Annotated in this window: 1 protein-coding gene; it reads right to left on the bottom strand. The window is 62.6% G+C overall.

The genetic code is table 11. The features are described 5' to 3' along the window. A partial coding sequence (locus ACR9ZK_RS23370; RefSeq protein ID WP_481344298.1) for a circularly permuted type 2 ATP-grasp protein occupies nucleotides 1-238 on the bottom strand: 238 nt, incomplete at both ends.

The raw sequence follows: 238 nt of genomic DNA, 5'->3' as shown, positions 1-238 counted from the left end.
GCTGTAAACGAGCTTGTCATCTGCCACCCTGTTGCCTACGGCGTTCGCGATGGTCACTCCCCCGGCCCGGGCGGCGTTGACCAGCCCCGGACAGCCGAGCATTGAGTCCGAGCGGAACTGCAGGGGATCCAGTAAATCGTCATCGATGCGTTTGTAGATGACATCCACACGTTGTTCGCCGGCCGTCGTCCGCATGTAGACGCGGTTGCCGCGGCAAATGAGGTCCCGGCCTTCCACC

The organism is Monashia sp. HAY1-5C, from assembly GCF_056755255.1.
The sequence above is the reverse complement of the archived record's forward strand: the minus strand, read 5'-3'. Positions and strand labels throughout refer to the sequence as shown.